This window comes from Myxococcus sp. AB025B, from assembly GCF_006518215.1.
Taxonomy (GTDB): domain Bacteria; phylum Myxococcota; class Myxococcia; order Myxococcales; family Myxococcaceae; genus Myxococcus; species Myxococcus fulvus.
Window position 1 is genome coordinate 1 of sequence record NZ_SRLW01000433.1, and the last position, 6,278, is coordinate 6,278.

At 66.3% G+C, this 6,278-nt stretch carries 10 protein-coding genes and 1 pseudogene; 10 read left to right on the forward strand and 1 reads right to left on the reverse strand.

Annotation, left to right across the window (positions count from 1 at the left end):
* From FL311_RS39970 to FL311_RS40010, 9 genes and pseudogenes are all read left to right on the forward strand, one after another.
* Positions 1-244: pseudogene (locus tag FL311_RS39970) on the forward strand (hypothetical protein); the annotation flags it as partial.
* Positions 241-432, forward strand: coding sequence for a hypothetical protein (locus FL311_RS39975; protein ID WP_141332891.1), 192 nt, complete (start codon positions 241-243; stop codon positions 430-432). The pseudogene FL311_RS39970 and the gene FL311_RS39975, both read left to right, overlap by 4 nt.
* On the forward strand, positions 429-908 hold the full coding sequence (locus FL311_RS39980) for a hypothetical protein (protein WP_141332892.1): 480 nt from the start codon (positions 429-431) through the stop codon (positions 906-908). The genes FL311_RS39975 and FL311_RS39980 overlap by 4 nt, the downstream gene beginning before the upstream one ends.
* Positions 905-1,402: a hypothetical protein gene (locus FL311_RS39985; protein WP_141332893.1), complete on the forward strand. Its 498-nt coding sequence runs from the start codon at positions 905-907 to the stop codon at positions 1,400-1,402. Before FL311_RS39980 ends, FL311_RS39985 begins: the two co-directional genes overlap by 4 nt.
* A 109-nt stretch (positions 1,403-1,511) precedes the next feature.
* Entirely contained in the window at positions 1,512-1,754 is a 243-nt protein-coding gene (locus tag FL311_RS39990) for a hypothetical protein (protein WP_141332894.1), read from the forward strand.
* On the forward strand, positions 1,738-2,043 hold the full coding sequence (locus FL311_RS39995) for a hypothetical protein (protein ID WP_141332895.1): 306 nt from the start codon (positions 1,738-1,740) through the stop codon (positions 2,041-2,043). The genes FL311_RS39990 and FL311_RS39995 overlap by 17 nt, the downstream gene beginning before the upstream one ends.
* A complete protein-coding gene (locus FL311_RS40000) occupies positions 2,040-2,582 on the forward strand; it encodes a hypothetical protein (RefSeq protein WP_141332896.1) in 543 nt (180 codons plus the stop codon). Before FL311_RS39995 ends, FL311_RS40000 begins: the two co-directional genes overlap by 4 nt.
* Entirely contained in the window at positions 2,579-3,085 is a 507-nt protein-coding gene (locus FL311_RS40005) for a hypothetical protein (RefSeq protein ID WP_141332897.1), read from the forward strand. Before FL311_RS40000 ends, FL311_RS40005 begins: the two co-directional genes overlap by 4 nt.
* Positions 3,082-3,435, forward strand: coding sequence for a hypothetical protein (locus FL311_RS40010; protein WP_141332898.1), 354 nt, complete (start codon positions 3,082-3,084; stop codon positions 3,433-3,435). Before FL311_RS40005 ends, FL311_RS40010 begins: the two co-directional genes overlap by 4 nt.
* 653 nt (positions 3,436-4,088) lie before the next feature.
* Here the strand turns inward: FL311_RS40010 and FL311_RS40015 are convergent.
* Complete coding sequence (locus tag FL311_RS40015) at positions 4,089-5,522, reverse strand: Fic family protein (protein ID WP_228557406.1); 1,434 nt, start codon at positions 5,520-5,522, stop codon at positions 4,089-4,091.
* 175 nt (positions 5,523-5,697) lie between these two features.
* On the opposite strand from FL311_RS40015, the gene FL311_RS40020 reads away from it, so the two are divergent.
* Positions 5,698-6,192, forward strand: coding sequence for a terminase small subunit (locus FL311_RS40020; protein WP_194869572.1), 495 nt, complete (start codon positions 5,698-5,700; stop codon positions 6,190-6,192).
* Positions 6,193-6,278: the final 86 nt, after the last annotated feature.

Below are 6,278 nucleotides of genomic sequence, written 5' to 3' on the forward strand. Positions count from 1 at the left end.
GCCGGGGGAGGTGGTGGGTCCGCGTCACCGAGAGTTGCTGGAAGAGCTCGTGGACCGGCGGGACAGGCCGGGCATGGTGACGGCCTACACCACCAATCTCTCCGTTCGGCGCGACGCCGAGCGCGGCGGCAGCGACTTCTCCGAGCACGTGGGCGCCCGCGTCGTCTCGCGCATGTGCCGCCAGGGCACCTTCCTGTTGCACGACTGCGGCACGCGTGACTTGCGCCGTGGGGGGACATCGTGAGTCGGCTCCTCTTCGCGCTGGTGGACGTCATCTGGGCGTACAACACGCGACAGGCTCGAAGGCTCCGCGCGTGGCGCCACGGGGATCGCGAGTTCGCGAAGGCGCGGTGGCTCGTGTCCATGATGCGCCGATACCGGGACATGCTCGGTTGGTGGCGCTCCTGCTGGCCGTTGGGAGGCTGGGCATGACGTGCCGCCGGGCACTCCTCGCGTGTGGCGCCTCGGGCCTGACGCTGGCGCACCTGCCTGCACTGCGCGCGTACGTCCGGCGCTTCGCCCGCGCACCGGAGGTGCAGCTCGTGCACGGGGCAGGGGAGCCGCGCCGCGACGACGCGCCCGACGCCTTCGGTGCGGACTGGCTGTGGGAGGTGGCGGCGTCCGTCGAGTGGCCCCGCTTCCGCCGCGAGACGGTGGACCGGTTTCGCGCGGACTGGAAGGGCCTGGAGAAGCGCGCCGGGCGCGCGCGGAACGAGCTGATGCGGGAGGCCCTCCGCGGGTACGCGCGGCGCGGCTTCACCGTGGGTTGGGTGGCCGCGCACACGGACCCGGGACTCGGAAGGGGTACGCGGCACATGGTTAGCCTCTGCCGGGCCGAGGGGTGGCAGGGGCGCGTGCTGCTCCTCTCTCCCGACGGAAAGCTGCTCTCCGAGGAGTGTTTCCCATGACGCCGTGCCGTGAGCTGTACGCGCCGCCGGACCTCCTCGAGGCCAACGGCGCGTGGAAGGCCAACTGCGGGCCGTCCGCCCTCGCCGCTGTCCTGGGCGTGCCCCTGCGCCTGGTGCGCGCGGCCTTCCCCAGCTTCCCTGCGAAGCCTTGGACGACGCCCACCAACATGGCGTCCGCGCTCGCGGCCCAGGGGCTGCACCACCGCGTTCAGCAGGGCATGCCGCGCGGAGACGTCCACGGGGTGGCCTTCCTCCAGATCCGGGGCACGTGGGACAGCGCGCCGGAGCGAGCCCAGTACCGGCACACGCACTGGGTGGGCCTGCACCGGGACGGTGGGGTGCTGTCCGTCTACGACTGCAACGCGGGGTCCGCAGGCGGGTGGCTGCCGGCGGAGGAGTGGAAGGCCCAGGTGCTGGCGGAGTTGCTGGCGCGGCACCGCGGGGCGTCCGGGAAGTGGGCTGTGCGCGTCGTGCTGGAGGTCCTCTCACGATGAGCTGATGTGTCCGCATCACAGAGCGAAGGCAGTCCAACGAAGGCGGGAGGCACGTCGTGACGAAGAGGCGCCGGGTGCTGACGGAGCAGGTGGACGCGGGAGGCGCGCGGTGAAGACACGCCACCGCTGGAAGGCGACCGAGTCCATGTGGGGCGGTCTGCCAGTGCAGCGCTGCGAGCACTGTGAGACGGAGCGCGTGCGCGACTCGCTCACGAAGAGTCTCTACTTGTTCCGGCGCGGCCACGCCCTGGTGCCGGGCGAGAAGAAGCTCGGAGAGCACTGGCGGGCATTTGAGTCAGGAGTCGTGCCGCGGTGCGCGGGGAAGGCAGGTCCCCATGAACAGGTGCAGTAGCTCCAGGCCGCAAAGGCCCCCGCCGCGACTTGCCGCCGGGCCGTACAACGCGGGCAACGGCGCCGTCGTCGCCCACGTGGCCCGTGCCTACGTCGCCGAGCAGCAGCGCCTGGGCAACCCGCACACCCAGGCCATGTCGGAGGCCGTGGCCGGGCTCGAGGCCGCGTCCGGCGTCCTCCCCGAGGGCACCGTCATCGCCCGGGATGTGTGGGACGACGTCTACGCGCGCGTGGGCGAGATGTTCGCCGCTGTCGAGCGCCAGTGGGCGCCGAAGGGAGGGGACGCGTGAGCTGCTCGCGCCTTGTCTTCACGCTGCCGGTGGGCACGAAGAACCCCACCAACACCCGGGAGCACCACATGGCCCGCGCGCGGCGGGCGAAGGGGCAGCGCCAGGCGCTCGAGCTGCTGTGGCCCGGGTGGACGGGGCCCGTGCTGCTGGCGGTGCGCCTCACGCGCGTCTCGCCGCAGCTCCTGGACGGTGGAGACAACCTCCCCGCCGCGCTGAAGAGCGTCCGCGATGAGGTGGCCTGGCAGCTCCGGCTGGACGACGCCTCACCCCTGGTGCGGTGGTTGTACGCACAAACGCAGGGAGAGCCGTCCGTGCTGGTGGAGCTGTCCTGGGGCGAGGACGAGCTCATCGCCGCCGTCCGCGCTCAGGAGGCTGTGGCGCCGCCGCCTCCTCCTGTGGCACTGGCGCCTCGGGCGCGTCCTGCGCGCACGCCCAGGAAGGCGAGGACGGCCACCGTGAAGGCGACGAAGTCAGAGGGGAAGGCCCGCTCCTGGGCAGACCTCGTGACGCCCGCGTACCGGAGGGGAGGCACGCCGTGACGCCGTGTGCGGAGGTGCCGCGCCAGCGAGTCTGCGCCGACGAGAACTGCGCCGCCGCCCTGGCCGCCAACAACTCGCAGGACTACTGCGGGCCGAGGTGCCGGCGGCGCGCCACCCGACGTCGTCGTGAGCGCGAGCGCCACCCGGGGAGGCCCGTGAAGGAGAAGCCGCAGTTCATCCGTGTGCTGCGCGCGGAAGTCGCGGCGGGGCTGTGCGTGTACTGCGAGGGCAAGCTCGTCGGGCAGCAGCGCTTCGTGTGCAGGACGCCCGCCTGTCTCAACGCCTACATCCACGACTGGCACCTGGAGCGGGACGCGCGCCGTGCTGCCGCGGGCGGAGAGGGCGAGGCGGAGCTGGCCGCCGAGGCCCGCGTGGACTTCGAGGTGGGGCGTCTGCGCCTCTCGGTGCAACTCGACGCCCTCCGCGCGAGAGTCCGGGAACTGTGCCAGCGCCTGGGCGTGCCGCACCAGGTGTCGACTGCCCAGGAGGGCCCGACGGGATGACGCCGTGCCCTTCCGAGCCCTGCAGCGTGGACGGCTGCACCCGCGAGGCCGCGCCGCGCCGGAAGCTGTGCCACGCCCACGCGAAGCGCGCGACGCGGGGCCAACCCCTGTCCACCCCGCTGGCGGAGACGTACTCCAGCCCCTGGGACAGGCTCACCGCCGCCGCGTTGGCCTACGCGGACGCGGGAGACGACGAGGGGGAGTTCTCCAAGGCGAAGGACCGGCTCCGGAAGGCCGCCATCTCCTACGCCCGGGGGCTGCTGCTGCGGCCGGAGCAGCTACCGGTCCCGCGGGCACAGAAGAAGCCTGTGGTGCAGCAGCTCGAACTGTGGCCGAATCGAGCATCCTGAAGCGAAGTATCCATGCATGCAGCCTAGGGGCTATTGCCGATGGCGAAGCTTTCACTCCCATGGCAATGGTGACGACGGATGACAATATCGAAGGGCGACTTAACGTGCATCGACTGTCGTGAGAAACGCAAGGATCACGTTAGTGGATGCTGCTTTTGGGAACCTGGGTCTCCCGCCCCTGTGCTGGCGGAGCCTGTGAGCTGTAACGATGCGCTAAGAATCATCAAAGAGCTGGAAGGGCTGTTTAGCAACTCAGCGGGGTTGGGGCACAAGGAGTTGGAGAGACGGGTCGGATGGGTGTCTGAGTACAAGGATTGGCTCGCCGAGCACGTCATCCATGACGCCATGGACAACCAGGGTGTACGGCGCTGGTGTGCGAAGTGTAGTCTTCCGATTCGCTGGTTTTGATCGCGACAGCAGGGCGGCGACCTGGCTTGGAGCTCGAGGCGTGGATGCACCAGAAAACACTTGAAGGGATCCTGCATCCCACTGGAATGTGTACCGACAGATACTGCGGCACGCAGGGGAAGTGAGTGCGCTCCCAGTTTGTACCTGTCCCGCCCGGGATCCGCAGGCGCTCTTAGAATCCAGAGCGGGACACACTGCCCATTCGCTATGTGCTGGCTCGATCGTAGGCACATCCTGCTGCAGGATTAGGGGCTTGCTGAATTGCCCCCTACGGAAGGTGGCGCGGTGCCTGTCATCAAGAGATTAGGAGGCAGGTGCGTATCGCTGAGGAATTCTCGTTCCTGCTCCTGGAGTGAACTAAGGAGTGCCCCTCGCTTTGTGCTCTCAGGAAGGAAGGCAAGAATAATCTCCTTATTGGCCCGATATCCATCACCTTCGCGACGAAGCAGTTTTGACGTCTGTAGAAGATTGATGTCGCGTGTGAGTGTCTTGAGTGTCTTATTGGCGTACGCGCGGGCCACGCGTGGGCTCACAAGCTCCAGTTCGGACCGCAGAACAGTCTGCTTTGGACTTGCGGAAAGATCAAGAATTAGATGGCGACGACGAGTGTCTCCAGCCGAGTTCTTGTCGCGGAAGCGCTCGTGTACGAAGTTCCGCCACGCGACATCAATTTGTTGAAGCCGAATGAGTTGGACCTGCGTCCTCATTTGGTCCACGAACCCCTGCACAGCGTATTGAATGAAGGGCAATACATCCCCGCCTGACCGGGAAGCGCGATCAAGCTGTCGGTAGTACTCTGCTCGTGTCACATTGTAGTGGTTGCTCAGCAGGTGCGCGGCAGGCGTTGGTACACCAGCGGCCACAAGTATTTTGAACTCTACGAGCCTCGCCGTGCGTCCATTCCCATCTCCGAATGGATGAATCCACGCGAGATAGAGGTGGGCCAAAATAGCCTTGAGGATGGCCATGGGGACTGGCCCGACTGACTCATGAGGCTCAAACTCGGAGCCGTTGAGCCACTCACAGAGGCGCTCAAGCAGGTACTCGCAATCTTCGGCAGGCGGCCCTAGGTAATTTCCGACGCCAACGGAGTGGGTGCGTACTTGTCCCGGAATGACTTCGGAATCGTCGAATTCAAGTCCTTGGAGAAGCAGTCGGTTGAACTCCTTGATCTGTTCGACGGTAATCAGGGCCCCGCCACCATTCAGGCCATCATGCAGCACGTGCCCTAGCGCGCTCGCAACGTTATCAACCTCCCTTCCGAGATACTCCTTCGACTTCGGGAGCTGTAGCTTCCCCTCAATTCGCTTCCGAACCTCGTCTTCTGAGAGGGTATTTCCTTCGATGGCAGTAGTCGCAAGAACCCCTTTCGCAAGGAATACCTGATGTAGGACGTCGGCGGTTGCTGGCCTGAGCGGAACCCCTGCGATGTGCTCTGTTTTGGATCGAGCTTCACCAAGGAGCATCCAGAGGGAAGGCGGTGCGTTCTGGATGTTGACCTGAAACTGGAGCCAGCGGTGCGTCTGGAGGTACTTTCTCATCTCGGAACCCATTGTCCTCTTTGGCTGAACGAAAACCCCAAAAATATCAGCAGGATATGGTGCCGGTCTGACGTTCTTGTCCCAGAAAATGTCCCATGATGCGGGCTCAACTATGTCCGCCGGAGTGGACGATTGCAAGATGCCTCATGGGGCGGGCCAGTAGAGGCTGATTGACGCCCATCTTTCAGGGAGAAGGCTGGGCCAGAACAACAGGAGGCATGTAGCTTGCCTGGTTGGCTGCCGACTTGTTCTCCGGACCTTGTCCTCGTGCGCTCCGACACTCGGCGCCGTGGCACGCAAGAGCACCTCTCCGTTGAACCCACCCGGGGGCCTGTGCGCCCCAAATAACGCGTCGCGTGATCTGACGCCCAAGCAGCGGGCCTTCGTCCGGGAGTACCTGAAGGACTCCAACCAGACGCAGGCAGCCATCCGATCGGGGTACTCCAAGGACTCGGCGGAGTCGCAGGGTTCCCGGCTGTTGAGGAATGCCAAGGTCTTGGCTGCTGTCGAGGCCGGTCAGGCCGCGCTCGAGGAGGCGGTCCAGGACGAGGTCCGGGTCGAGGTGGCCGAGGTGCTGCGCGAGCTGAAGCGCCTCGCGTTCTCCGACATCGGCCAGGGGATGGGCGAGGGCGGCGCGGTGCTGCCGCTGAAGGACATGCCCGAGGACTTCCGCCGGGCCATCTCCAGCATCGAGGTGGAGGCGCTGTACACGGGGAAGGGCGAGGAGCGGGTCCAGGTCGGCACGGTGACGAAAGTGAAGCTCTGGCCCTCAGTGGTCACCCAAAACCGGCCAATGAAGGTCCCCTGAAAAGCGGCCAAAGGGGAGGGCCGAGACGTTGACGCCCGGGTAGGACGTGGAGTCCGCCTGGGGGATGGGCAACGTCTTGAGCGACG

Excerpts from the sequence above, each read along its gene's own strand:
- FL311_RS40010 (WP_141332898.1), top strand. The coding sequence starts at position 3,082 with ATGACGCCGTGCCCTTCCGAGCCCTGCAGCGTGGACGGCTGCACCCGC.
- FL311_RS39980 (WP_141332892.1), top strand. The coding sequence starts at position 429 with ATGACGTGCCGCCGGGCACTCCTCGCGTGTGGCGCCTCGGGCCTGACG.
- FL311_RS39985 (WP_141332893.1), top strand. The coding sequence starts at position 905 with ATGACGCCGTGCCGTGAGCTGTACGCGCCGCCGGACCTCCTCGAGGCC.
- FL311_RS39995 (WP_141332895.1), top strand. The coding sequence starts at position 1,738 with ATGAACAGGTGCAGTAGCTCCAGGCCGCAAAGGCCCCCGCCGCGACTT.